Below are 25,348 nucleotides of genomic sequence, written 5' to 3' on the forward strand. Positions count from 1 at the left end.
GGGCGGTGGCCAGGTATTGCGGGTGCCCGCTGCGGCTGGGGAAGGTCAGGTGGACGCTGGGGATGACGACGGGGACGTCGTCCTCGGTCAGCCAGGTGACCAGGGGGACGTAGCCGGGGTCGCCGGTGATCAAGACCGCCATGTCGAGGGGTATCTCCGTGGCTGCTTCGTAGCAGGTGAGCGCGAACTCCACGGCCAGGCCCTCGGGTTCGCCGCCGTTCCTGCCGTGGTTGAACGGCAGTTCGTGGCGCTGGATTTTCAGCCGGTCCAGCACGGCGGTGAACGCGGCCGGGGCGGGCTGGCCGAGCCCTTGGAAGTGGTGGGCTTCGGCGACGTCGATCTCGGCGATGGGGTGGCCGACCAGCGTGGAGGCGTAGCGGCAGAGTTCTTCGTGGAGTCCTTCCAGTTCGATGCGCCGTCGCGTCTGGTGGTGGTGCTGGTAGTAGTGCGTTAGCGGCGCGAGGAACGCTCCGTCGTAGAAGACGCCGATACGGACGCGGGGGGTGACGGGTTGGTGGTGAAGGTCCTGGCTCATATGCGGAACGGTCTTCCTGACGGGGATGCGGTTCGGGTGACCAGCGGCTCGGGGGCCTGGGGGCTCCGTTAGCTCTGCGCGCCGCCCGCATTGGCGGCTTTCACCTGGCGTTGCACGGTGATCGCGGCCGCCCACAGCATCATCAGAAGGTCCTCGCCATTGCCTTCGGCGGCGGCCTGCCGGTAGAGCTTGCTGGCTTGTTCGGGGCCGTGCGCGGCGAAAGCCTCGACCAGTTCCCGGGTGGTGCGGGCGTTGGTGCGGTGCATCCTGCGGACCTCGCTCATGGTCTGTGCCGGCATGCCGCCCACCGCATCGCTGGCGAGCGCGGCACTCTTGCGCTCGTCGGGCAGAAACCGGTCCACGTCGGGAAGACCGCCGCTGGTGACGGCGCCCAGCGCCCGGCATCCACGCTGGATGGAATCGGCGAAGACTTCGGCCATCACCGGCCCGGTACTGGGGAAGTCGGGCCGGGCCAGCAGCGCGGCGAACGCCTCGTAACCCCTGAAGTGATCACCGACGGTGACGTCAATGACTTCCTGGCACCGGGTGCGGATGCCGGGCTTGCTCGTTGAACGCGGTTTGGCCATACCGGGCTCTCATTCCAAAGGGACTGAAGGGCTAGGTGGTGTTCGGTCCGGGGGTGCGGGCCGCAGGACCGGCCGCGGAAGGCGCGGCCGGTCGTGCGATGCGAAACAGGGTCGTCAGTGGGCGGTGCGGGCGAGGGCGTTGACCAGGCGGCCAGCGTTGGCGATGGTTCCGACGCCGGAGGGCAGGTCGTATCCGCGGCGGGCGGCGAACCCGTCCACACCGTTGGCGGTGTTGGTGCCGGTGGTCAGGTCGTGTAGGCCGTGCCGGGGTGAGCCGGGCGCGGCGTACAGGGCGCGGTGGATGTCACCGAGCGGGTGCCCGGCGCGCTGGGCGGCGAGCGCGACGATCCCGGCGAGTTTGGGTGCGGCGATCGAGGTTCCGGCGACCCGGATCCATCCAGGCTCCTGTCCGGCCAGGGGGTTGTAGGTGCTGTAGAACCATTCGCGGGCCTTGCCGCTGGCGTTCAGTGCGACGTCGACGCTGCCGCGCCGGTCACCGGTCACGCGGGCGACGCGGCGCTGGTAGGCCGGGCGGGGGAACACCGCTGAGCGTCCGGCGCCGGTGGCGACTCCGCCTTCGTCGTCCCACACCTGGTCGGGTGCGGTGCGGCGGCCGTTGTCGTCGAGGTGGACGCGGGTGCCGCCCACCGCGGTGACCAGCGGGTCGGACGCGGGCCAAGCCACCGTGGGGTGCGAGTAGAGCGCGGTTCCGGTCAGGTTCGGTCCGGTCGGTCCGGTATTGCCCGAGGAAGCGATCAGCGTGGCCCCGCACCGGTGCGCCGCTTTGAGGGGGCCGCGCAGGTCGGTGAGCAGCCGGTAGTCGTCCTTCCGTCCGGCCTGCTCGGGGAAGTTGGCCTCGTAGGCGCCCCAGGACATGGTGACGGCGTCTACTCGGCGGTGCCGGGTGACCCATCCGATCGCGCCGATCAGCTCGTCCAGCCCGGCGGTTCCGCCGGTCTGGTTGACACCGGTCTCCACCACGATGATGCGCGCGGCCGGGGCGATGGCGTGCACCGACTGGACATCGACGGCGGCCTCGGCCGCGCATGCGGCCTGCCCGAGGTCGCCGGGGTCGGCGGTCGGCACGTCGCCGTATTGGAGCACTTCCAGGTTGGCCGGGGGCAGTCCCCAGTGCCGCGAGTAGGCGGCCACATCGGTGCGCAGGTGGGGGTTGTGGTAGCAGATCGGGACCACGACGGTGCGGCCCGCGCCGGTCAGGCCCCGACGGTGGAGCCGGTCGACGCCGTAGGCACGGTTGATCTGCGGCGGGCCGTAGCAGCCCGTAGTGCCGTAGAGCTCCAGGCACTGCGACGGCGGCACCGGCTGGGCCACCGACTGGGGTTCCGATTGGGGCGCCGGGGTGGTGGTCGAGGTGATGGTGCGGCTTGTCGTGCCGGCGCGCGGCGTGGCCGGGTCGGCGGCGATGTCCAGCGTGGAGATCAGCCCGCGGTCCAGCAGCATGGGCCGCGGGGAGACGTCGTTCACCAGTGCGCCGTTCGCCGGGGTGCCGTCTGCGGGTGCGGCGGTCCCGATCGCCATGGCGGCACCGGCCGCCAGCAGGGCTGCGGCCGCAAGGCCGGCGGCCAGCCGTCGGGGGGTTGATCGAGGGGTCACGTGTCTCTTTCTTGGTCGGATTCTTGGTGGAACGGCCAGGACGCGGGGGCGTCCCGGGGTCGAGGGAGCGGGCGGCGCCGATGGGGCCGTGAGGCATGGACGGTGGGATGCCCACCGTGGTACGCCGGGTGGTGGGGTCGGTGGCGTGGCGGGTCAGGAGGAGGGGCCGTGCCCCTGACCGCCGGGATGCCCGGCCGAGTCCAGGACGCGCGGAGAGCAGGCGTATCGGGTGGGTGTGCTGAATCGGCGTCGTCTGCGGCACCGGGCCGGTGAACAGCCTGGTCCGGGTCGGCTGGTTGGAACGGCTCGGCGGAGGTTTGTGCTGCGCCTGATGCTGTGGCGAGGTGGGTGATCAGCTCGGCGCACACCTCGGGCAGGGCGTCGCTGGATGCGGCGAGTTCGGCGGTGATGAGCGCCCACTCGCCGTCGGTGAGGTCGCGTCCGGTGATCTGGGTGAACCAAGCGCGGTCCAGGACGGCGATCGCGATGCCGTAACGGCGGGCCAGGTCCCTGAGCGCGCGTTCGGGGTCGCCGTCGTAGTGGGTATCGATCAGCGTCGTCACCGGGGCTTGGCGCCCCGACCAGCGTTCGCTGTCCAGTAGCGCGTAGACCTCGGCGGCGCGGTAGCGGCGGTGGCCGCCCAGGGTTTGGATCGAGGTCAGTTTGTGTCGCTTGGCCCAACGGGTGACGGTCTTGGAGTCGACGCGGAATAGATCGGCGACTTCGGCGGGGGTGAGCAGGTCAGGTGCAGTCATGGACTCGTTGTGCTTCGTTGTCGAGATTCGATGGGTGGGGGGTGCCGTGCGGCCCGGGACCGGGTGGGGTCTGGTTTCGGTCTGCGGGCCACACGGCGGCTCGGCTCGGCGGCGGATTGTGGTGGGTCTCTCCGGGCCGATGGATCAGTGGGTAGGTGCGAGGCGTGGGTTTATGCGGCGTGCTCCCTGGTGGCTGTGGAGGTGGCTGAATGTGGAGCCTGCGGGGCCAAGGCGGTCAGGTGAGCGAGGCGTTCGGACCACTGGCCGCGGTCGTCACCGAGAGCGGTTTCGGCCAAGCGCAGGAGTTGGATGTCGCCGGTTCCAGCGGGGGCGTAGATGCAGGCGGCGTCGCGGTAGTACCGCTCTAGTGGCCGGTCGGTGCGCAGCCCGGCGGCGGCGTGGACTTCCATCGCGGTGCGAACGGAGTCCATCGCGGCCTCGACGTTGCCGTATTTGCTGCTCATCAGCTTGCCGTCGCAGGGGTCGCCCCGATCGAGTAGGTGCACGGCGTGGTAGGCGGTCTGCCGCGCGGTGATGAGCCGGTGGTGCATCAGCCCGACCTTGTGCTGGATTGTGGGCAGGTCGGCCAGCGGAGCGCCGTAGCGGCGTCGTTCTTTGACGAAGGCGACGGTCGAGTCCAGAGCGGCCTGGTGGATACCGAGCGAGACCGCGGTCAGGTTGGGGCGCCCGTACAGGACGCTGGAGGAGTAGGCGACGTGCAGGCCGTCGCCCTCGTTGCCGAGCCGGTTGGCTGCCGGGACGGCGACGTCGTTGAACTCGATGTCTCCGAAGGAGAACCCGTGCAGGCCCATCGCGGGCTGGTGCTCGACGAGCCGGATGCCGGGCCGGTCGGCCTCGACCAGGAACGCCGACAGACTCTTGGAGGGCCGGGTGTCGGCGCCGCCGGTGCGGACGATGACGCCGTGGACATGGCCCACATGGGAGTTGCCGACGAACTTCTTGGAGCCGTTGAGAATGTAGTGGTCGCCATCGCGCTGGGCAGTGGCCTGCATCCCAAGCACGTGGCCGCCCGATCCTGCTTCGGTGGTGGCGATGGTGGGCAGGCAGGTGCCGGCGGCGATCCTCGGCAGCCACTGCTGTTTCTGCTGTTCGGTGCCGAAGTGCAGGATTTTGGCGACGCCAAGCTGTGACGCCTGCGCGATGGCGCCCGCCGCTCCGCTCACCCGGGACAGCTCCTCGATGATGATGGTTTTGGCGAGGTGCCCGGCGGCCATGCCGCCGTACTCGCGGGGGATGGTCACTCCGATCCACCCTTGCTCGGCGATCAGGGTGGGCAGGATGGTGTCGACGGCGGCGGAGGATTCCAAGCGGGCCACGTGGGGCGTGACCTCGCCCTCGGCGAAGTCACGCACTTGCTGGCGGAGTCGCTGGTGGTCATCGGTCTCGAACAACACGGACGTCCCCTTTCCGTCGTGGAGCTTGCTGCCGGACGGTCGGACCCGGCAGACGTCATCACCCCTGGTTGCCGCCGCTAGCCAGGGGCTGGAGTGGCGGTGGTGCCGTGGCCGGTTGGGTGGCTGGTTGGGTCGCCGGTGCCGCGGTTGGAATGGCGGTTGGCGTGCCGGCGGGTGCTGGGGGTAATGGTGCGGCCGATGAATTTCAAGAACCGGGCGGCGCGCTCTTTGATGAGGACGCGAGAGGGTTCCCCGGTGTCCAGGGGCAGGCCGGTGGTTCCGACGGTGCACACGGTTCCGAGGAGGATGCCGGTGAGTGGATCGATGAGTGGAGCGCCGGCGTAGGTGCGGATCCCGATCTGGTCGACCACGGGGTTGCCGGCGAAGCGGGGGTGGGCGTACACGTCGGGCAGCACCAGGGCGTTGCGGCGTTCGACGACTTCGGGGCAGTAGCCGTGCTCGCGGGACATGGTCCGCCCGACCGGGGGTTTGCCGGCCGGGCAGTGCAGCCCGATGAACTGCTGTTCGTGGGTGACCAGGTTGACCATGGCGTAGGGGGTTTCGGCGCCTGCGCCGAGCTGGGCGGCGAACGATCGGGCCAGGTCGGCGGCGAAGGCGTCGAACCTGTCGGTGGCCTCGCCGAGGCCCAGGTCGGTCAGCAGCTGGATCCGTTGGTGAAGCTCGGTGTCGGCCCCGGTGGTGCCGGTGGGGGTGTCGTCAGGCACAGGTGGCTCCCAGAAAGGGGGGTTCGGGGTTCAGGTGCGGGCGGCCAGGGCGTGGGCGACCAAGGTGATCAGCACCGTCTTGGCCGAGTGGGGATCGCGGGCGTCGCAGTCCACCACCGGTACCTCGGCGGGCAGGTCGAGCGCCGTGCGGACCACATCGGCGGGGTAGTGGAAGGCGGCGCCGTCGAACTGGTTGACCGCCACGACGAACGGGACGCGGCGCTGTTCGAAGAAGTCGAGCGCGGGGAAGGCATCGGCCAGGCGGCGGGTGTCGGCCAGCACGACCCCGCCGACCGCGTTGCAGGCCAGCTCGTCCCACATGAAGTCGAACCGGTCCTGGCCGGGGGTGCCGAACAGGAACAGCGTCATCGGCAGCGGCTTGGTGAAGGTGCGGCGACCGAAGTCCAGCGACACCGTGGTGGTGGTCTTGCCGTCCACCCCGGTCAGCGAGTCGACGTGCGCGCTGGCGGCAGTGAGGCGTTCCTCGGTGTTCAGCGGCGTGATTTCGCTGAGCGCGCCGACCATGGTCGTCTTCCCGGCGCCGAAACCGCCGGTGATGAGGATCTTCAGCGCGATCCGGTCGCCCGCGCAAGCCCGCTCAGGTGACAGTGAGGTCATGAGGCTTTCAGGCCCTCCAGCAGCGCCTGCAGCAGGTGCGGGCTCGGGCGTCCGGTGTCGAGGTCGGGCTGTGCGGCGGGCAGCGCGATGACCAGTGCGCCGTCGTCGATCAGGTTCGACAGGAGCGTCTTGGTGACCAGGATGGGCTGGTCGATGGTGGCGGCGATCTCGGCGACCGAGCAGCCGCCCGCGCGGCACAGCCCGAGGGCGTGCGCGGCCTCGGGCACCAAGCCCCCCGCCCCGCCGGTGCCGGTGCGATCGGTGCTGGTTCTGGCGGTGTTGGTGGCGGTCAGTACCGTGTCCACCCGCATCTGGTGCCGGGGGGCGGCGCGGCCATCGGCCACGACCACGTAGGGCCGGAGCTGCTGTACATCCTGATCGACCCACGCCTGGGAGACCGGCGACACCTGAGCACCGCGCCGGGCACTCGCCTGGGCGCCCGGTTGTGCGCCGGGGCGGGGGTCACTGCTCATCGCCGGACCCCCCGTTCTCGCCCGCGGCTTCCACCGGGGCGTTGCTGGAGTTCTCCGGCGTGAAGAGGGTGTCGGTGCTGGGCGTGCTGGGGCGGGTCGCGGTGCCCAGGTGCCGGGCGACGCTGCCGATCAAGGTGGCCATCCCGTTCGCGACCAGGCCGGTGTGGGCGTCGGGTTCGGCCAGCACGCCCAGCACGCACCCGACCACCGCACGCTCGGCCTGCGGTGCCGTCAGATCCCCGGCGGCGCCGGTACCGCGATCGGCCGGGGCGTCGGGGTGCTGGCCGGGGGTTCTCATCAAGATCGTGTATCCGGCATTGCGCTCGACGACGACCTGCTGGACGTCGTCGTCTTGCAGGGAAGTGATCTTTCCGGAAGCCGCGGCGGCGGAGTACAGCGCCGCGGACACCGCGGCGGCAACGTCGGCCTCGTCAGTGGTCAGGCCGGAGACCGCGAGCACCAACCCGTCCCGCCCCAGCAGGAACGCGGCCTGGGTACCGGTCACTTCGGCGCGGAAGTTGTCCAGCAGCCATCCCAGGTCCTGTCTCAATACACCCGCCGGCGCGCTCCCGGGTCCGGCGAGAGCGGTCGGAGGCGACGCGGCAGTGGTCGGGGGGATCGTCATCGAGGAACTCTCCTGGTAGAGGTCGGCGGATACGGCTGGGAGCGGCCGATCAGCAGGGGGACGGGTTACTGGTCGCGTGGTCATATCGGCGGATGCCCGGTTGCCGGGTCGACCGCCGGGTCGACCGGCGGGTCGACCGGCGGGGTGGCGGGCTGGGCGCTTGGGGACGCGGAGTTCCCAGGTCCCTGGTCAGCCGGGTCATCGGCCTGCGGGCGAGGGCGGGCCGCCCCGGCGAAGTCGGCCAGCAGGCCAGGCACCGGTCCCCGCTTGGGCCCGCTTTTCCGCTCTGGGCCCTGCCCGCCCGCCTGACTCGTGGCCGCGTGACTGGCGGTTTGTTGGCCGTCCTCGGCTTCCGCCGGGCCCTCCGGACGGCGCCGTCGAGAGCGCTGGGGAAGCACGGGCCGTGCCTCGACCTCACTGTGGGCGGGGGCGAGGTCGTGGATGTCCGGGGGCGCGGTCGGCGGTATGACCGCGCCCTCCGGCGGAGCGGTCGGGGGGGAGGTCGCCGGTCCGAGGGGTGACCGGACGGTACCGCGGGGCAGGTGCGCGCGGGCGCCGCTGTTCCCGGCAGGTGCGGCCGCAGGAGCGGTGGCCGGCCGCAGTGCGGCGGGCCGGGGCGCCGTGAGCAGCGCGGCCGGGATGGTGACCGTAGCCTGCGTCCCTTCCGGCTCGGCCGGGCGCAGCGTGACCTGGATGCCGTGGCGTTGCGCGAGCCGGGACACCACCAGCAGCCCGATCGGCCCGGCGATGATCTGCTCGCGCAGACCGACGGTGTCGGGGTCGGCCAGCAGCCGGTTCAGCGCCGCGTACTGGTCGGCCGACATCGCCAGCGGCCCCCGGTCGGTGATCTCGATGCTCACCCCGTCGGCGGCCGGGACCGCCACCATCTGCACCTGGGTACCGGGCGGAGAGAACTTGGTGGCGTTCTCCACCAGCTCGGCCAGCAGCAGCCCGATCTCCGGGCCGGCGTACCCCGGCAGGTCCGCCTCCACCTGCGGGGGCGGCACCTGAACCCGCACCCGCCCGTACTGCTCGATCTGCGCGACCGCCTGACGCATCACCTTGCCCAGCAGCAGCGGCTGGTTCACCTGCCGCGCCGTCGCACCACCCAGCACCGCCTGGCGTTCCACCCCCCGCAAAGCCCGCGTCGTCAAATGATCGATCTTGAACAGCTCGTGCAGCAGGACCGTGTCCTCCACCTCCCGCTCCACCGAGTCCAGCAACACCAAGGTGCGGTGGATCAGCAGATGCAGCGGCCGCCCCATCCGGGCGAGGAACTGCCGCTCGAACTCAGCGTCCTCACCCGCCCCCGCGGCCGAGGTGTGCTCCCAGCGGCCACGGCGGCGAAGGTCCGCCTCGATCGCCGCCTCGATCAATGCGGCGGTGGCGTCATAGGCCCAGGCCGGAGCGAACGGCTGGAACCAGTGCGCCCCGGTGTGCTCGTACCTGGTGTAGAGCCGCGGCCAATGCCACAACAGGCCATCGTCATCGCGGGGGCCCGGGAGCAGCACCACCAATCGCCCCGCGTATGGGTGGACGTCCACGCGCTGCGCCGAGACGGCCATCGCACCCGCCGGGCTCCCCCGGTGCGGTGCGCCCGAGGCGCGCAGGCCCCGGGCGGTGAGGCGATCGGCCAGCGCATGTGCGTGCTCGGGCTGCTGGACGAGCTCCCGGCCGCCGCTGGAGGAGACGAGATTGGCAGAGTCTGATGTCACCATCGCATCGCTCCGGAGGTCGTAGCGGGCCAGTGGGCCCGATCACGCATAACCCGGCCGAGGCCGCACCACAGATCGACCGGCCCCGGCTGCCACGGGGAGGGCTCGGGCCGCCACTGCGAGGCCGACACCACGCCCGGCCCGACCAGCTCCAACCCGGCGAACAGCGCCCGCACACCGGCGGGAGTGCGGGCATGCGGCAGACCGGGAATCCGCCTGGCCCCCAAAGACCCCAGGGCGGCCAGCCCTTCACCGGTCTGACCGGTCAGCTGACAGATCGCGACACAGCTCCCGTGCGGCAGCGCACCGCCCAGCACCCCGATGACGTGCGCGGCCACGGGGTCATCCAGACCGTCCAGGCTGTTGATCAGCAGCACCCCGACCGGCTCGGCCAAGTACACAACCTCCGCGGCCCTGCTCAGCAGCACCTCAGGATCGGCCGGCCCGGCGTCCAGGTGCACGCAACCGTCCGCCCAGCCAGAATCCAGCAACGCCCTGGCATGCACCATGACCCAGGGGTCGGCATCGGCGTACACCACGCGCACCAGCGGATCGAGCCGGTGCGCGATGTCGTGGACCTCATCCCGCAACGGCAGATCGACCCCGGCCACCAGGATCTGGCCGATGCCGTACTCGCCGACCATGGCCCGCACCGCACGCGCCCGGAACGCGATCCGGTGGTGCGCCACGTCCACGATCTGCGGATACAGCGCCTCGGCGTACTCGCCGAAACACCGGTCAGCCGAATAGCGGTCCTTCCCCCCGAGCCAGAAATGCCAGACACGGCTCATTGACGGCGTAGCGGTATCGAAGCCGCAAAGGTCACGCTTGGCCGCGGCCCAGTCGAAACCGGGAGTGTCGGGAAGATGCGGGTCCCAGCTGAAATACGCGCCACCGGTCATGACCCCCTCCCCGCCCCGGCGCCGCCGCGGATCGCTATGCAGGACCCGGCCGGCAGGTAGTGCGCCCACCAGTCGACGAGGTGACGCGCCTGGTCGGTGTCGGTGATGCGGGCGCCCTCTTGGTGGTCATACCGGCCGGCGGTCATCGCCACCACCCGCGCGGCATCCGCTGCCCCACACCACCCAGAGCCGGGACGAAGGGCTCCTGCTCCACCGGCTGGTCAGGGCGCCACCACGACACCGGCACCACGCCAGGGTCCAGATGCCGCAGCCCCGGGAGCAGTTCGCGCACTTCCAACAGCGTGCGGGCGTAAGCAGCGGGCGCACCGAATGCGGCCATCGCATCCAGCGCCGCCTGGACCGGCTCTCCCTGCAGCCCGGCCATCGGTTCAGCAACCACCAGATAGCTGCCCGTGGCCAACGGGGTGACCAGCCCCTGGGCGACCGCTGCCGCACCTTCGTGGGACAGATGGGTCAGCACATGCGCCGCCACCACCACGACCGGCTCGGCCAGATCCAGCACCCGCTCCACCCGCCGCAACAGCTCCCGCGGATCACGCACGTCGGCCTCGACCGCGCTGACCGGACCGCGACCGGTATCGCCGCAGCACAAAGCCCGGCAGGAGGCGAGCACCAGCGGATCGGTGTCGACATACACCACCCGCACCGCCGGATTGATCCGCTGCGCGATCCGGTGCGTGCACGACCCCAGCGCGTCGCCCAACGGAATGCCCGCACCGACATCCAGCACCTGCCCGACACCGCACCGGCCGACCAGATGATCCAGCGCGCGTGCCACGAACCGCCCGGAGTGCACTGCAACCTCCGGCAGTTCCGGGCACGCCCCCAAGGCCTCATCGACCGGATTGCGGTCGATGAGGTAGTCGTCGTTTCCGCCGCGCAGGTAGTTCCACACCCTGGCGGAAGTCACGACCACGGACTCGTCGTCGAGCACCGGCTGGTGGTCAGCATGGGGCGTCATCGCTTCCGCCCCTGGCCGTGGTGGTCGGGGCGGACCGCGACCAGGCCGACAACCCGGACGTGCTCACCCACCTGGCCGTCGTGCGGTTCGGGCAGCCCCCATTCGGCCACATCACACAGCCCGGGAGGATCGACCAGGTCCCAGCCATCGACCAGCCCCACAATCTCCTCTTCGGGCCGGAACCGGATATGGCTGGAGGCGTTGTCGTAGGCCTTGGTCATGCCGGCGACACGGCGCGTCTCGGTGTCGGTCGTGGTCGCGTGGGACAGCACCACCACACTGCCGGGCGCCAGCCGCCGCCCGAGCTCGGCCATCACCGCGGCGGGCTCGGCGACGAAATGAAGTACCGCGGCCAGCACCACGAGCAGCGGGGCCGACAGGTCCAGGGCATCGCCCAGCTCGGGGTTACCGAAGACGGTGTCCAGGTCGGTGACATCACCGTGCAGAACGCGCCCGTAGCTGCGGCCGCTGCGAGCGTGGGCCAGGACCACCGGATCGTTGTCAAAGGCGACCACCCGGGCCTCGGGGTCAACCTGACGGACGCAGTCCTCCACGCTGGGCAGCTCGATATCGGCGTCCAAGACACCGACCCCGATATCGGCGGCCTGCCCGATCCCGAACTCGGCCACCGCCCATGCAGCAGCACGGCCGGCGAACCGGAAGTTCTCCCGCGCAACCAGCTGCGCGTCGGGCGCCATCGCGAGCACCTTGTCGGCCGCCTCCCGGTCCGCCGCGTACGCCGTCCGGCCCTTCAGCAGCGCGTTGTAGGTCCGAGCCGGGCTGGCCTGAGAGAAATCCAGCGCCCCTCCCGGCGTCAACTCCTGGTCGGTCACCGTGGGCTCCCGGCCACGGCCCGGGCGAGTTCGGCGCGAAGGCCCTCGGCGGTGTCGGCGTCGACCAGGTTCACACGGTTGAACTGGTCGCGGGGCAACGGCCAGAGCTGGCCCCACCAGCGGCCTTCGTCGGACACGATGATCCGCCAGCCGGGGAAATCCTGCCTCAGCACAGCCTTGGCGACGTCCACGGAGAGGAGTTTGAGTGCGGGCATGACGCGGTTCCTATGTAGATTTCGGCGTGGAGAGGTCACGGCAACGTGCGGGCCTGGTGCGAACGGCCCATCCAGGGGAGGGAGCACACCCAGTGACACTTCCGCGCGGGGCGGGATGCTTCTCTTGGTGAGTGTGGGGATACCGACAGGACCGGACTTGCGAGGACGGCCGCAGGCGGATTAGCCGGAGTGAGTGTGAGCTCCACGAACTTGCGGTCGGCGGGTAGTTGCCCCTTGCCGCCGAGCAGAAAGCCACATACAGGCCCCACGCTCGGCTGGCCGGCGTCGATGGCGGAGCGGTTTCTGCACGGGAACCGACTTATCGTCGGGTCCTCAATACGGACGAAGCGAAGGACCCGAGAGGGGCGGTTCTTAAGGACGGTTCCCTGACGCCGCGCTCGCCCTGAGTGGCCCTGCGAAGGGTGGGCGGCGGCCTCCAGTGATTCATCGCCACAGTCCACTTCACGCAGAACGTCGACACCCCGTTGACGAGCCGAGACAAAACTGACCGGCCTGCCAGCAAACGTCCTGGCTCGGGGACCCATGAGACCGCCTTCTCTGCTGCGGAGATGCCTGATTCTCAAGGATTAGACCAGGTGTGCTCTGAGGGCATCTAGCGAGAGTTAATTTCCAGAGGGGTGAAGATCGTTCGCGCTCTCGGCGAAAAAATAGTTCACAAGTGGTGAATGATTATTTCAGTAGATGCGGAATGAGGCTCTTCGAAGTAGAATCTGGTCGTGGCCTTGACCTCCGGCGAAGGCGAGGATGATGTCCGACAGCAGCCGTGAGCCGCACCCGATCCAGTGCGCCCTGGACTTGCGCGCACGAGTCCTAGCCGAGCGCGGGCAGGAGGAGGTTGATCCACACGGGCTGGCTGACCAGATTCGACAGCACTGTCATCACACGCGGTTCAAATCGATGCGGCTGGCCCACGGCTGGCGGCGCGTCGATGACGCGGTAGACGCCATTCGTCGGTGGCAGATCGAGCAAGGACATTCTGCAACCGGGCTTGACATTCGGAGCTGGCAGAACTGGGAGGCCGGCAGCCGTCCGGGGCCGCACAACCTCGACCTGCTCTCGCGTTTCTTTGCGAGCGATGCTGTGTGTCTCGGCTTTGCTCCCAGTTACCGCCAAGTAGAGGCCCAGTCTGTTCGGCAGGAACATGCGCGGCCGTTGATGCCCGAGCAGGCCGTGGCGGTGTGTGCCGAGGAATCCCAACGCTACGGGGCCCGCATGGACACCCCCATCGGGTCCTACACCATCGACGAGTTGGAAGCCGCGCTGCATGCCGTGGCCGGCGCCTACCCCTATACCCCCGTCCTGCCGACACTGATGAGGGCAAAGGAACTGCGTCTACGGGCGTGGACCCTGCGCGAGCAGTGCCACAGACCCATGCAGATCCATGACTTGCACCGCATCGCGGGCTGGTTGTCAGTCGTCATGGCCAACGCCAGCTTTGATCTTGGTGGCATGGCCGCAGCGCAGACCCACCTTCGCGTCTCCGACCTCCACGCCGAACTAGTGGGGGATGCAACCCTGCGCGCATGGTCAAGGAGCTTGCACGCGCTCATCGCCTACTGGGACGGTCGCCCCCACGATGCAGCAGAACATGCAGCATATGCCTGCAGCTTCACCGGCGCACAGGGAACAACATTGCTTCGCGCCTATGGCATTCGCGCCCGCGCGTTGGCGCAGCTGGGCGAGATAAGCAAGGCCGATGCCTCGTTGCGCAAAGTCGAAGAGCTGCGCCAGGACGATCAACGCGATGAATTTCCGGGTATCCTGACCTTCCCCCAAGCGAAGTCATGGTTCTGGACCGCCTCCGCGCACATCGGCTTGGGGATGAGGGAACGTGCCGCCCAAGCCGAAGACGCTGCACTCAGCGCCTTGGAGCTCTACGGAGTAGAAGCGGACGAGCGTCGACGCAGTGGAGAAATGAGTCTAACCCTCCTAGATCTGGCCACCGCGCGGCTTCTGCGTGGTGAACACGATGGGATCGAGGCGAACTTGCGTCCTGTCTTCTCTGCCATGCAGCGAAGGCGCATCGAGATCATAGTGCGACGCATGCTGCAACTCACCGCGATTCTGGAGCAACCGGCCTGTCGTGCTATTCAGCCACTGCGTGAAGTTCGCGAGGAGTTGCATGACTACATCCACTACTCTCGGCAGAGCCTGAGCCTGCCCCAGGCGGAGGTCAACGCGTGACGAGGATTATCGGCCTGCTGCACCCAGGGCAGATGGGTGCCGCCATCGGCGCTCAGCTTCGCTTGGGTGGGTCGCGTGTTTTGTGGTGCCCCGACGGGCGCAGCGACGCATCGCTGGACCGGGCCCGTGAGGCGGGACTTGAGGCAAGATCGTTGACGGAGTTGGTCGAGGCCAGTGAGGTGATCGTCTCGCTCGTGCCGCCTGCCTACGCCGAAGCAACAGCCCAAGCCGTGCGGGCTGAGGACTTCAAAGGCGTCTATGTCGAAGCAAATGCGATCAAGCCTGGTCGAGTGGAAGCCATCGCCTCAATAATGACCGACGTTAAGGTCGTGGATGGCTGCGTGATTGGTGCACCCCCAGTAGAGCGCCATCCCGCCGCGCCGACCCGCTTCTTCGCCTCTGGCCCGGAAGAATCCCTCGCACTGCTCGGTGACCTCTTCGCCGGTACGGCTGTGGAGTTTCGTACGCTCGGCCCGCAGATTGGCCAGGCGTCTGGGTTGAAGACAGCGCAAGCGGTAGTTCAGAAAGGCTCCCGTGTGCTCGCCGCCCTCGGTCACGCCCTAGCTGCCGACTATGGGGTGGGCGAGGCGTTGACCGAGAGCGTCCAGGGGTGGTCGCACCCCGCAGCCGAACCTACGAGGCTTCCGGCTCTCGCTGGCCGTGCATGGCGCTGGGAGCCAGAGATGCGCGATACCGCTCAAGCGCTCAGTGAAGTGGGACTGCCCGCCGAGGTTATCGCCGCAGTTGCCGACACGCTCAACGCGTGGGAGTCGTTCAAAGACCATACCGACATCAATCTTCACGACGTGCTTTCAGCACTGCACAGATCCACGCGGTGATCGCGGTGGCAGCAAACGGCCAATCCGCCAACTCTTCAATGCAGCCGATACCACCGGGGCTCACCCGGCGTACCGTCGCGGTCACCAGGTGAACCGGATGAGAGGCGAACACTCATGCCGACCAACCCGCAGACGTGTGTGATTCTCGATTGCTACACCGTCGAGCCGTCGGGGCTCGGTGTCCCGCCTTACCTGTCGACCTACTCCCGCACCGCCTACCAAGCATTGGCCACCGCGCACCCTGGTGCAGCTGTGGCCTATCTGACGATCGATGACGTGCGCTGGACCTTGAACGGAGGCCGCGCGTTCACGGAGCCGCCGCTCTCGGATCCACTGACCTACTCGGCGACCGTAAACCGGGAGCAGACGCTGGAGTTGCTCGCCGACGCCGAGGTGACCGTGGTCATCGGCGGTGACGCAGTTCCGTCGGTGCACCTTCAAGCGGTCAACGGCTCCACCGATGAGATCGCTCGGGCCCTGGCCTGCACTCGCGGTCGCAGGGTCCTGCTCGGTCCGCTCGGTTCCTACGTTCTGGACAATCCCGCTGCCTACGGCGGTTTGTTCGACGCCGTCCACACCCACACCGTCACCTCCGGCAACCTGCTCCTGGGCAGCCGTCAGGCCGCGCTGTATGAGCAGCTCGCCGCCGATCGGTTACCGCTGGACGGACTGATCAGCCAGCTGGCTTGGACGCCGGTGGCCGAGGTGGAGCTTTACCGCGGCTGCACCCGGCGCCGCTTCTGCGACTTCTGCAACGAGCCGGTCAAGGCCGCCCAGGTCGCTTTCCGATCGGTCGACGACGTCCTGGCCGAGGTCGCCACCCTGTACTCCGCCGGGGTGCGGCATTTCCGGCTGGGACAGCAGACTTGCTTCTTCTCCTACGCCCATCGGGATCCGGTGGTGATCGAGTCGCTGCTGGCCGGGATCCGGCAGACCGCGCCGGAGCTGGAGGTGCTGCACATCGACAACGCCGATCCGCTTGCGGTGGCGTCCCCGGCGGGCGCGAAGATCGCCGGGCTGGTCACGCGGTACTGCAGCGAGGGCAACTGCGCGCCGATGGGCATCGAGTCATTCGACCCGGTGGTGATCGAGGCGAACACCCTCACCTGCACCCCCAAGATCCTCCAGCGCGCGATCGAGCACGTCAACACCGTCGGTGCCGAGATGGGGCCAGGTGGGCTCCCGATGCTGCTGCCCGGCTTGAACCTCATCTACGGGCTGCCCGGGGAGACCCACCGCACCCATTACGAGAACCTCGCCGGCCTGACCGGGATCCTGGATGCCGGGCTGATGTGCCACCGCATCAACGTACGTAAAGCGCGGGCCTACCCCGGGACCCCGCTCGCGGCGCTCAACGACCTACAGCCGCCGCCGTCGGCCGAGCACTTCGCCACCTGGAATGCCGACATCGCCCATGTCTTCGACGCCCCCATGAAGAAGCGCGTCTACCCGACGGGGCAGCGTATCGCCGGCACCCACGCCTTCTTCGTCAACGATCTTGGGACCTGGCACCGCCGGCTGGGTTCGTACTCCATCCAGATCATCGATCCCGATCAAGCGTGGCCGCTTTACGCGCCGAGCGACATGGTCGTCACCGGGCACGGGCCTCGCTTCCTCTATGGCCGCCCACAGGAACGGGTCGGCGATGCCGCGGCCTGACAACCTGCGTCGCCCGCGGCGCAGGCCGCAAGGCCCGGTCGACCACATGGGGGTGCTGGTGCCGTGGGCCAACGTCATGGTGGAGACCGAGCTCCCGGACTGGACGGACAGGCAGGTCGTATGGCACTACGCCCGCCTAGCCCCACCAAACAAGGAGACCGCGCTGACCGGCGACTTCCTGACCGGGCTGATCGAGGCCACACCGGGCGGGCTCCACCAGTTGTCCCGGCTACCGCTCCAGCGCATCTACCTGGCCTGCACGTCGGCATCGTTCACCCAGCAGAACGCGGTGAAGCAGGCGACGGCCAGCGCACCAGTGGAGGTCATCACCGCGTTCGACGCGCTCCTCGCCGCACTCGACCAGTTCGGGGCTCGCTCCATTGCGCTGGCCACCCCCTACCCCGAACAGGTCACCGCGATCGAGGTCGAGGCCTTCAGTGCAGCAGGAATCACGGTTACCGGCTCGGCGTCTCTCGACTTGGACGACGGGTACGCCGACCTCGCCCCCGCTCAGATCACCGATCTGGTCCACGGCCTCATCGACGGGTCCGTGGACAGAGCGGACGCGGTCGTCCTGTCCTGCACCGCCTGGCCGACGCGCATCGCCCTGCAGCAGCTTCGTCGCACGCTGGGCCGCCCGCTCATCTCCTCGAACCTCGCGATCTGCATGCACGCCACCAGGAAGGCACCATGACCCCTATTCAGCGACCGACCACGTTCTCTACGGACCTGGCCGAGCGGGTGACCGACATGGTCACCGTGGCCGCCGCGCAGCGGGACGTGCGAGGGGCCGTAGAGGCCAACCATGACGACAACCGGTGGTGGCCGACGTTCGTCACCGACCCGCGGATACGGATGCTGGTCGCCGGTTGGAGCAGCCGCGTCTCCTACACGATGATCGACACCTACGCCGCGGTGGTGAAGGCGGCCGACTCCCACGGTTGGGACCAGCTGACCGCCATGGACGACACCCGTATCACCACGGTCGTCCGATCCATCGGTCTAACCGAAACGCGCATCGGCTACCTGCACTCCCTGCGCCGATTCTTGGACGAGCGAGGCCTCGACGAGGCGCTAAGGCGACCCGCCGCCGAGTTCATCAATGACTTTGCGGACAACGTGACCGGCGCCTCCTACAAGATCGCCCAATGCGCCGCCCTGTACTCCCGTGGCTATCACTGCGGGATCATCCCGGTCGACTCCGGCATGGTCGATCTACTCGCCCCCACGCTCGGGATTCGGCTGGAAAAGGTACCCCACGCCCACGAACGCATGCGGGGCCTGCTGGAAGCCTGCGCCACCCGCCACGCTCCCCGATACCGCGCCCTGATCACCCAGCACGGCTACGCGGTCACGCTGCCCGAGCAGGCGGAACCAACCTGGTGGCTGCACTTGGTCCTCATCTACTTCAAGCGCCTCTACCTCAACAAACCAACGAGCGTCCGCCTGTGCACTCGGCGGCCGGTCTGTCCCGATCTCCTGGACTGCCGCCACACCGGACCGATCCCATGACCGTCCTGGGCGTGATCGGGAACATCTCCATCGACACCGCCCGCTACCCAGGCCGCCGCACGCACCGCCTTCTCGGCGGCGCAGCCCTGTACGTCGCGCTCGCCGCCGCACGCGCCGACCTGCTCGCGCGGCCAGTCGCGATCGTCGGCGACGGTCTCGCCCGCCTGCGCAGCGATCCCCGCCTGGACGGCCTGGACTTACGCCACGTATCAACCGTCCGTGGCCTGGACTGCCGGTTCGACCTCACTTACGACCGCGACGGCCGGGTCGTCAGCGTGCACAGCGACTATGGAGTTGCCGCCGACCTGACCAGCCACGCGCTGACTGCGTTGGAAGACGCGGAGGTCGATCAGTGGCATGTCGCCTGCCGCCGCCCTCTCGACACCATCCAAATCCTGCGCCGGCTGCTGGAGCTCGCGCGACAGTTCAGCGTCGATTTCCACCTGGCCAGCGCGGACGAGCAGATAGCCGCCGCCCAGGCAGTGATTCCCTTCGCGCGGATGGTCTTCGTCAACACCGCCGAACAGCAATTTCTGGCCCGCCATATCGACCTCGCCACCTTGCCCGCCGTGGTGGTGTCCGACGGTCCACACGAAGCCGTCTTGCGCCGGCACGGCACGCAGACCGCGACAGCTGTTCCCCCAACGATCTCGACACGGGAAGTCACCGGAGCCGGCGACACCCTCACCGGAACCTTCCTCGCCCTCACAGCCTCCGGCGCCAGCGACCACGACGCACTGACCGGCGCGGTCACCGCTGCCTCCCACCGCGCCGCATCCCCAGGTCTTCGATATCGCACCTGAAGGGACTCCCCCAGTGACCCGGTACTACGTCGCCCACCGACTGTTCGCCGCCCACGACCGGGCCCTGGCCGCCGCCCTCGCCCAACGCCTGGCCGAGAAACACGGACCCGGCTCGGTGTTCCTACCGTTCTGCGACACCGACGAGGAGAACCTCATCGCCGAAGTCAAAGGCCGGCGGCTGTTCGAACTCGACACCCAACGCCTGGACGACATCACCGCGATGGCCGCGCTTCTCCACGGGCCCAGCCTCGACGACGGCGTCTGCATGGAGATCGGCTACGCCGCCGCCCGCGGCATCCCCGTCATTGCCGTCACCAGCGACTTCATCACCCACGGGCCCTCCCCCGGCGGCCGCACCCGCTTACCTTTCCCTGACCCGCTCCTGACGGTCACCACCTGTGCCGTCATCAGAGCGCACCGTCTCGGGCATGCACCAGTCCCCCGGACCGCTCCTTACGCCGCCTTCCTCGCCCAGAACCTGGCCACTGTCGACGACCTCATAGACCAGACCGTCCACGCCATTCACACACCACCCGAGACCCGGTCACCGTTCCCCAAAGGCGACGGGAGGCGGCGCACCGCCTACCTCGAACCGTCCCCTTACAGCCTGGACGCCCGAGTACTCGACACCGCCGAGCTTCTGCAAAGCGCCGGCTGGGGCATCCACCTCGCCGGCCGGTTCGAAGACGGCGGGAGCACCCTAGATCGCGCTGAATCAGATTGGGCGGCCCTGGCCACGTCCAGCATCGCGATCGTGGACGTGCGCGGACCCGAAACGCCACCCGGAGCGGCCCTGGTCATCGGAGCCTGCGCGGCGGCGGGACGGCCGGTCTACGCGCCGACCCCGCGCAGCTGGTGGACCTTCGCCGACGGCCGCGAACCCAACTACCGCAACCTGATGATCCAATACGGGCTCACAGTAACCTTCGAGCAACCCGAAGACCTCCTGCTCCTGACTGCGGGGCGATGAGCGCGAACCTGGCGGGTTGGGCCGCCCGCCACGAAGTCATCGTCCTGGAAGGCTGCGACGGCGTCGGCAAGACCACTCTGGCCGGCAAGCTCGTCCAACAGCACGGATACCACCTCACCCACGCCACCCGCACCCCCGACGGCATCGACCTGGCGGAGCGCTACTACAACCTCCTCGCCCTGCCCGGACGGCTGGTCCTGGACCGCTCCTTCATCAGCGAACTGGTGTACGGGCCGCTCCTGCACGGCCGGTCCCGCCTCACCCTCGCCCAGGCGCGCGACCTTGCCGCCGTCGTCGGCTCCCGGGGAGGCCTCCTCGTCCACGTGACCGCCCCGCCCGAAGTCATCGCGGACCGCCTCCGCCGACGTGATGGCATCGCCCCCGAAATCACCCTTCTCACCGCAATCGTGAGCAGCTACGACGAGGTCTTCGCCAAGCTCACGACGCACGCTCCCACCACTACCATCGTCCCCTGATCCGCGCCTGACCTGCTCAACAACACATCTCACCCAACTCACACCCTCGCTACTTGTCGCGCCTGTAGGGTCGGTCCCCAACCGCACCGAGAGCATCACCAGCACTCCAGGGGCCCCGATGCAGCTGCGTGACATCCAGAAGTTGACGTGGGACAACAAGGTCGCCAAGGGCTTCAACACCACAGACCTGCCCTTGGAGTTCGCGCTCGCCCACGCAGAGCTGTCCGAAGCGTTCGAAGCCGCTCGCAAGAACCCCGACCACCTCGGCGAAGAACTCGCCGACACACTCTTGTTCCTCGTCAGCATCGCCGAAATGCGCGGGATCGACCTCGACGACGCCGTAGAGGCCAAACTCGCCAAGAACGCCACCCGCACCTACCGGCGCACCGACACTGGAGTCTTGATCAAGACCGACGAGACACTCTCCAGTGAACGCCACGACGGATCATAAGCCGACGTGTCTCGTGCGATGTTGTCGCGCTCTCGCTGGTCCCCGACGCCGGTAGGCCGCCCCGACATCGCTGGCAGCTACACCACTACTTAGCACCCCGATGAACCTCGCAACCACAGTGCCGGCCGGGGCCCACTTCGTCAGTGCAGGACTAGGTCGTCGACGGCCGCGAGGTGCTCGGTGGCGCGCGATCTGACCCAGAAAGACCACAATCGAATAGATTCTCGATCATGATTCCGGGTCTTATGTCTCGACCGTTGGCTGGACGAAGACCATCAGCAGCGACACTCATGGCGGAGATCAACGCTGCGCCCTGGGCGTACGCGGCCTGGGCAAGAACTCCCAAGCTGCACACAGACTGTTGGCCGCCAAAGACGCCCTCGGCCGAGACGGCGAACCTCAGCCCACATACTCGCTACTAGGGACCGGCCGCCGGAACCATGGACCCCCACCCCCAGGACCCTGACCGAACTCGGAGACCACGCTGGCACCGAGGTACGGCACTGCGCCGCCTTCACCTCCTGGGACCCGGCCGCCTTTCCCCACGTGCACCTACTCACCCCTATGGACCTCGGGGGCTGCCTCGCCACACAGTGCGGGCCAACGAGGCGGTAGCGGCATGGAGCCGAGCGATGGATCTGGCCGAAGGAATGGCCTCCGCACGGAGCAGGTCGGCGTTGGTGTCCATCCGTTCTACCCTCAGCATTTACAAGCGCCGTGGTGTTCCTGGAGCGACGCTGCTGGAAAGCCGGATCCGGAGCAGCCCTCTGATTTAGGTGGGTCGGCAACGTCACACCAAGTTTGTCGGGGTACCGGATGCACCGAGTTCTGCGCTTAGGGTGGTTCGGCAGGCCTGGGTCCCGCATAGTGGGAGGGGTGGCCAGCGCCGGAGCCGCGAGGACGCGGGCTGATGGATTCGTATTGGGTTCTGGATCGCGGCGGCGCTGAGTAGATCGAGCAGACCGGGTCGGTGCGGCAGGAGTAGAGGGCATGGACACCGTCGACGCCGAAGCTGACTACGGACGCTACGTTGCGTTGGGCCGGGCGGCGCTGGCTGCCGGCCGGTTCGAGGAGGCCAGCCGTCTGCTGGGCGAGGCCGTGGCCCTGCGGCCGGACAGGGCGGCGGCACACGTCGAACTCGCTGGCGCGTTGCGTGGTCTCGGCCGCACCGAGATGGCGCGCCGCGCCTACGCCCATGCGCTGTCCGTCGAGCCGTCCTGTTCGGGCGCCGAGGCCGGTTTGCGCGGCATGCTCCCAGGCCAGCAGGGACGGGAGAACTTCCGGGTCGGCCAGCGGCTGGGCAGCGGTCGGCACATCGGCCACTGGACCGTGCTGGAGGTGCTCCGCGGTGGATTCGGTGTCGTCTACGTGGTCCGCGCCAGCGACACTGGCGAGCGCAAGGTGCTCAAGACTTACGACACCCGCCTGTTGTGGAGTGAGGCGGACCGGACACGGTTCGAGCGTGAGGCTTTGACCTGGGTACGGCTGCGCCCGCACCGGCACATCGCTCCCGCCGCCCACGTGGAGTGGATCGAGGGGCTGCCCTGTGTGGTCACCGAGTACGCCGAGGGCGGCGACCTGGCAGGCCTGATGGCGGACGGCGCGCTGCCGCCCGCGAAGGCGCTGCGTTTTGCCCGGCACCTGTGCGACGGGCTGCGCCACGCCCACGATCAGTTGGGCTTGGTACACCGGGACGTGAAACCGGCGAACTGCCTGCTGACGGAGGATTACACGCTGCGGGTGACCGACTTCGGTCTGGCCCGTGCTTTCGAGTCCGACGACGCGGGTCTCTCTGGTCTGGACGAGTTGCCTGCCGAGGCGGGGGCCCTGTATACGACGGTGGCTGGCACGCCGCGCTACATGGCACCCGAGCAGTTCGTCCCCGGAGTCGTTCTGGACACCCGCGCTGACGTGTACGCGTTTGGCGTGGTGCTCTTCCAGATGGTCACCGGCGTGCTGCCGCCCGCAAACGGGCGGGCCAAGGCGTACATCGACCGCACCATCGACCGCCGCACCCGCCGCACCCGGCTCTACCAACTGGTCCGAGCGTGCACCGATCCGGATCGGGAGAACCGCCCGCCTGACTTCGTGGCTGTGCGTGAACTGTTGGACGGGGTGTACCGCGAGGTGCTGGACCGCCCGGCACCGGCACCCCCCGAGCCGGCACGCCTGACCGCCGAAGGTTGGGTATCCAGGGCGGTGGGGCTGGAGCGACTGGACCGCGACGACGAGGCGTTGGAGGCGGTAGAGCACGGCCTGCAGACGGCCGAGCAGGACGGAGACAGTGATGTCACCCGCAGCAAGCTGTGGCAAGTGCGCGGCATGGCCCTGCGCGGCATGGACAGGCCTAGCGAAGCGCTGGCCGCCTACGACCGCGCGGTTGAGCTGAACCCGGACGAGCCGAGTGCGTGGCTGGTCCGGGGAAACCTTCTCAATTATCGCTTGGAGCGGCGCGAGGAAGCTCTGGAGTGCTATGACCGCGCTCTGCGGCTCCGACCCGACACCAGTGTCACCTGGGGACAGAAGGCGAGCACCCTGGGTGAGCTGGAACGCTTCGAGGAAGCGGAGGACGCGGCCGCCCGAGCCTTGGAGCTGGACCCACGCAACAAGAACATCCTGCTGTCCCGGGCCGTGCTGCGCATTCGGCAGAAACGGCATACCGATGCGCTGGTGGACCTCGACCGGGCGTTGGCCATCGCACCCCGCTTTTCTGATGCGCTCTACAACAAAGGAATCACGCTGCTGGAGTTGTCGCGTCCGGACGAGGCCCTTGGCGTCTTGCAGCTGGCGGCTGAGATCGAGCCGGACGACCGGGATGTCTGCGTGACCATCCTGCGGGTCGCATTCGATCTCGGGCATTACGAGCAAGCCTTGGAGTACTGGGAGAAGGCTCATCGGCAGAGTGGGGACACGGCCGACCTGCTTGTGTTCAAGGGTTTGATCCAGGGCAATCTGCATGGGCGCGACGAGGAGGAGTTGGCCTACTACGAGCGCGCGATCCAACTCGATCCGATGAGGGCTTGGGCGTGGTCACAAAAGGCCGAGGCACTGCACGTGCTCGACCGCTTGGAGGAGGCCCTACCCTGCTACGACCGGGCCGTCGAACTCAATCGAGGCGGCGTCCGGGCCTGGAACTGGAAGGCACGCGCACTGCGGGAGCTGGGCCGACACGAGGAGGCGCTCGCCTGGATCGACCGTGCCATAGATGCCTTGCCCGACGACCCCACGGCGTGGGCTCAGAAGGGCGGGACCCTGATCAAGCTCGGCCACTTCGAGAAAGCCCTGCCGTGCTTCGAGCGATGGCGAGAGCTCGACCCCACGGACGTCAACGCGTGGCTGGACACCGGCTGGGTGCTGGGCCAACTGGACCGCCACGAGGCCCAACTCGCCTGCTACACCGAGGGCTTGGTGATCTGGCCAGATGACGTAAGGGTGTGGAACGGCAAGGCGGTGGCGCTCCGGGAACTGGATCGCTTCGAGGAAGCGGAGCAGGCGTACGCCCGCACTCTGGAGTTGGACCCGCGCAACGAGAACAACATTCTCGGCCAGGCGTTGCTGCGGCGGCGGCAGAATCGGCAGGCCGACGCGCTGGTGGATCTGGACCGGGCCCTTTCTGTCGCGCCTCGCTACGCCCCGGCCCTCCTGGAAAAGGGATGCGTGTTACTAGCGCTGTCGCGTCCGGCCGACGCCATGGATGCCCTGGAACGGGCGGCTGAGATCGAGCCGGACAACCGGGATGTGTGCTGGAACATCCTGCGGGCGGCATTCGATCTCGGGCGCTACGAACGGGCCATGAAATGCTGCGTGGACCTTCAGCGGACGGGCGAGGACTGGTGCGACCTGCTGGTCTACAAGGGTCTGATCCACTATCGGCTGCACGGGCGCGATGCGGAGGAGCTGGCCTGCTATGAGCGCGCGATCGAGCTGGACCCGAGTGTGCCGGAGCCGTGGCTGAACAAGGCCGACAGCCTGCGTGAGCTCAGCCGTCCGGACGAGGCCCTGCCATGCTACAACCACGCCATCGAGCTGGATCCGGGGTTGGCGATGAGCTGGGCCAAGAAGTCGTTCGCGCTGCGCGCGTGGGACCGGCACGAGGAAGCGCTCACCTGCGCCGACCGTGCCCTCGCCGCGGCGGAGCCCGATGACTTCTGGACGGGCTGGGCCTGGGGGCAGAAGGGCGCCGCCTTGGCGACACTCGGACAGCTGGACGAGGCGTTGGCCTGCTACGACGAGAGCTTGAAGATCTTGCCGGACTCCTCTTGGCTGTGGGACGGCAGACGGGCGGTGCTCGAACGCCTCAGCCGTACCGACGAGGCGGCAGCAGCGGATGAGAGATAAAGCTGGCATCCGCATCCACCCCTTTTTGTCGGAGTCTTGATGAATAGATGTGGGAACGGGACGAACTGATGGTTCGTGCTCCACGGGTCATGGGGCGTCAT

24 protein-coding genes and 1 pseudogene are annotated in these 25,348 nt (G+C 68.4%); 10 read left to right on the forward strand and 15 right to left on the reverse strand.

Annotated elements, in window-relative coordinates; genetic code table 11:
* From E1285_RS45520 to E1285_RS45535, 15 genes and pseudogenes are all read right to left on the reverse strand, one after another.
* The coding region (locus E1285_RS45520; protein WP_165966578.1) for an NYN domain-containing protein at positions 1–535 on the reverse strand (535 nt) is incomplete at its 3' end.
* Positions 536–603: 68 nt separating this feature from the next.
* Positions 604–1,122 (reverse strand): hypothetical protein, encoded by a 519-nt coding sequence (locus tag E1285_RS45525; protein WP_165966579.1) that lies wholly within the window; start codon positions 1,120–1,122, stop codon positions 604–606.
* A gap of 114 nt (positions 1,123–1,236) precedes the next feature.
* On the reverse strand, positions 1,237–2,736 hold the full coding sequence (locus E1285_RS12275; protein WP_132151293.1) for a S53 family peptidase: 1,500 nt from the start codon (positions 2,734–2,736) through the stop codon (positions 1,237–1,239).
* 596 nt (positions 2,737–3,332) lie between these two features.
* Positions 3,333–3,491, reverse strand: a pseudogene (locus tag E1285_RS12280) (BldC family transcriptional regulator); the annotation flags it as partial.
* 170 nt (positions 3,492–3,661) lie between these two features.
* Positions 3,662–4,906, reverse strand: a complete 1,245-nt coding sequence (locus E1285_RS12285) for an acyl-CoA dehydrogenase family protein (RefSeq protein ID WP_132151295.1) — start codon at positions 4,904–4,906, stop codon at positions 3,662–3,664.
* A gap of 77 nt (positions 4,907–4,983) precedes the next feature.
* Positions 4,984–5,631 carry a GAF domain-containing protein gene (locus tag E1285_RS12290; protein WP_132151297.1) on the reverse strand — a complete coding sequence of 216 codons (648 nt, stop codon included), beginning with the start codon at positions 5,629–5,631 and terminating at the stop codon, positions 4,984–4,986.
* Positions 5,632–5,661: 30 nt separating this feature from the next.
* Positions 5,662–6,249: an ATP/GTP-binding protein gene (locus E1285_RS12295; RefSeq protein WP_132151299.1), complete on the reverse strand. Its 588-nt coding sequence runs from the start codon at positions 6,247–6,249 to the stop codon at positions 5,662–5,664.
* Complete coding sequence (locus E1285_RS12300; RefSeq protein ID WP_132151301.1) at positions 6,246–6,722, reverse strand: DUF742 domain-containing protein; 477 nt, start codon at positions 6,720–6,722, stop codon at positions 6,246–6,248. Before E1285_RS12300 ends, E1285_RS12295 begins: the two co-directional genes overlap by 4 nt.
* On the reverse strand, positions 6,712–7,272 hold the full coding sequence (locus E1285_RS12305) for a roadblock/LC7 domain-containing protein (protein WP_165966580.1): 561 nt from the start codon (positions 7,270–7,272) through the stop codon (positions 6,712–6,714). Before E1285_RS12305 ends, E1285_RS12300 begins: the two co-directional genes overlap by 11 nt.
* Before the next feature lie 155 nt (positions 7,273–7,427).
* On the reverse strand, positions 7,428–9,065 hold the full coding sequence (locus E1285_RS12310; RefSeq protein ID WP_132151305.1) for an ATP-binding protein: 1,638 nt from the start codon (positions 9,063–9,065) through the stop codon (positions 7,428–7,430).
* A complete protein-coding gene (locus E1285_RS12315) occupies positions 9,059–9,964 on the reverse strand; it encodes an SAM-dependent methyltransferase (RefSeq protein WP_132151307.1) in 906 nt (301 codons plus the stop codon). Before E1285_RS12315 ends, E1285_RS12310 begins: the two co-directional genes overlap by 7 nt.
* The gene (locus tag E1285_RS45530; protein WP_165966581.1) at positions 9,961–10,110 is read right to left on the reverse strand and encodes a hypothetical protein; all 150 of its coding nucleotides are present in this window, start codon (positions 10,108–10,110) and stop codon (positions 9,961–9,963) included. Before E1285_RS45530 ends, E1285_RS12315 begins: the two co-directional genes overlap by 4 nt.
* Positions 10,107–10,919: an SAM-dependent methyltransferase gene (locus tag E1285_RS12320; RefSeq protein WP_165966582.1), complete on the reverse strand. Its 813-nt coding sequence runs from the start codon at positions 10,917–10,919 to the stop codon at positions 10,107–10,109. The genes E1285_RS45530 and E1285_RS12320 overlap by 4 nt, the downstream gene beginning before the upstream one ends.
* A gap of 23 nt (positions 10,920–10,942) precedes the next feature.
* Positions 10,943–11,779, reverse strand: a complete 837-nt coding sequence (locus tag E1285_RS12325; RefSeq protein WP_165966583.1) for an SAM-dependent methyltransferase — start codon at positions 11,777–11,779, stop codon at positions 10,943–10,945.
* Positions 11,776–11,994 carry a hypothetical protein gene (locus E1285_RS45535; protein ID WP_165966584.1) on the reverse strand — a complete coding sequence of 73 codons (219 nt, stop codon included), beginning with the start codon at positions 11,992–11,994 and terminating at the stop codon, positions 11,776–11,778. The genes E1285_RS12325 and E1285_RS45535 overlap by 4 nt, the downstream gene beginning before the upstream one ends.
* Before the next feature lie 768 nt (positions 11,995–12,762).
* Between E1285_RS45535 and E1285_RS12330 the strand changes: the two genes are divergently transcribed.
* The 10 genes from E1285_RS12330 to E1285_RS12380 all read left to right on the forward strand — a co-directional run bounded on the left by E1285_RS12330 (position 12,763) and on the right by E1285_RS12380 (position 25,247).
* Positions 12,763–14,199 (forward strand): hypothetical protein, encoded by a 1,437-nt coding sequence (locus E1285_RS12330; protein WP_132151313.1) that lies wholly within the window; start codon positions 12,763–12,765, stop codon positions 14,197–14,199.
* Positions 14,200–14,351: 152 nt separating this feature from the next.
* The gene (locus tag E1285_RS12335) at positions 14,352–15,038 is read left to right on the forward strand and encodes a DUF1932 domain-containing protein (RefSeq protein WP_243722737.1); all 687 of its coding nucleotides are present in this window, start codon (positions 14,352–14,354) and stop codon (positions 15,036–15,038) included.
* A gap of 114 nt (positions 15,039–15,152) precedes the next feature.
* Positions 15,153–16,697 carry a radical SAM protein gene (locus tag E1285_RS12340; RefSeq protein ID WP_132151317.1) on the forward strand — a complete coding sequence of 515 codons (1,545 nt, stop codon included), beginning with the start codon at positions 15,153–15,155 and terminating at the stop codon, positions 16,695–16,697.
* Complete coding sequence (locus tag E1285_RS12345) at positions 16,684–17,391, forward strand: aspartate/glutamate racemase family protein (protein ID WP_132151319.1); 708 nt, start codon at positions 16,684–16,686, stop codon at positions 17,389–17,391. The genes E1285_RS12340 and E1285_RS12345 overlap by 14 nt, the downstream gene beginning before the upstream one ends.
* Positions 17,388–18,209, forward strand: a complete 822-nt coding sequence (locus E1285_RS12350; protein WP_207946556.1) for a hypothetical protein — start codon at positions 17,388–17,390, stop codon at positions 18,207–18,209. The genes E1285_RS12345 and E1285_RS12350 overlap by 4 nt, the downstream gene beginning before the upstream one ends.
* Positions 18,206–19,012, forward strand: coding sequence for a carbohydrate kinase family protein (locus E1285_RS12355; RefSeq protein WP_132151321.1), 807 nt, complete (start codon positions 18,206–18,208; stop codon positions 19,010–19,012). Before E1285_RS12350 ends, E1285_RS12355 begins: the two co-directional genes overlap by 4 nt.
* 13 nt (positions 19,013–19,025) lie before the next feature.
* Positions 19,026–19,982: a nucleoside 2-deoxyribosyltransferase gene (locus tag E1285_RS12360; protein WP_132151323.1), complete on the forward strand. Its 957-nt coding sequence runs from the start codon at positions 19,026–19,028 to the stop codon at positions 19,980–19,982.
* Positions 19,979–20,458 (forward strand): AAA family ATPase, encoded by a 480-nt coding sequence (locus E1285_RS12365; RefSeq protein WP_132151325.1) that lies wholly within the window; start codon positions 19,979–19,981, stop codon positions 20,456–20,458. The genes E1285_RS12360 and E1285_RS12365 overlap by 4 nt, the downstream gene beginning before the upstream one ends.
* A gap of 118 nt (positions 20,459–20,576) precedes the next feature.
* Positions 20,577–20,909: a MazG nucleotide pyrophosphohydrolase domain-containing protein gene (locus tag E1285_RS12370; protein WP_132151327.1), complete on the forward strand. Its 333-nt coding sequence runs from the start codon at positions 20,577–20,579 to the stop codon at positions 20,907–20,909.
* A 990-nt stretch (positions 20,910–21,899) separates the two neighbouring features.
* Positions 21,900–25,247, forward strand: a complete 3,348-nt coding sequence (locus E1285_RS12380) for a serine/threonine-protein kinase (RefSeq protein ID WP_132151329.1) — start codon at positions 21,900–21,902, stop codon at positions 25,245–25,247.
* Positions 25,248–25,348 lie beyond the last annotated feature (101 nt).

The organism is Actinomadura sp. 7K507 (genome assembly GCF_004348425.1).
Classification (GTDB): Bacteria; Actinomycetota; Actinomycetes; order Streptosporangiales; family Streptosporangiaceae; genus Spirillospora.